This window comes from Mesorhizobium sp. M7A.F.Ca.CA.004.12.1.1 (genome assembly GCF_003997835.1).
Classification (GTDB): Bacteria; Pseudomonadota; Alphaproteobacteria; order Rhizobiales; family Rhizobiaceae; genus Mesorhizobium.
Genome location: NZ_RZRK01001528.1, coordinates 1 through 425 on the forward strand (window position 1 = coordinate 1; position 425 = coordinate 425).

General features: G+C 68.7%; 1 protein-coding gene. It reads left to right on the plus strand.

Annotated features, from left to right (window positions below; translation table 11 throughout):
* Positions 1-425, plus strand: a 425-nt coding sequence (locus EN984_RS37385) for an acyl-CoA dehydrogenase family protein (RefSeq protein ID WP_281057409.1), incomplete at both ends; no start/stop codon positions are given.

The window sequence follows — 425 nt, forward strand, 5'->3', positions numbered from 1 at the left end:
GACAGGACCTCTATGTCGTCTTTGCCCGCACCGGCGAGGCGCCGGGCGCCAAGGGGCTTTCCGCCTTCCTCGTGCCTGGCGACGCCAGGGGCCTTGGCATCGCGGAACGGCTGGAAGTAATCGCGCCGCATCCGCTGGCACGGCTGTCTTTCGATCAGGTCCGCCTGCCGGCCGCTGCGCTGATCGGCAGACCCGGCGACGGCTTCCGCATCGCCATGTCGGTGCTCGACGTGTTCCGCTCGACCGTTGGTGCGGCGGCACTCGGCTTTGCCCGGCGCGCGCTGGATGAAAGCATCAAACGCGTGGCCGAGCGCAAACTGTTCGGCGCGCCGATGGCCGAACTTCAGATGGTGCAGGGCCACATCGCCGATATGGCGCTGGACGTCGATGCGGCGGCGCTTCTGGTCTACCGCGCCGCCTGGACC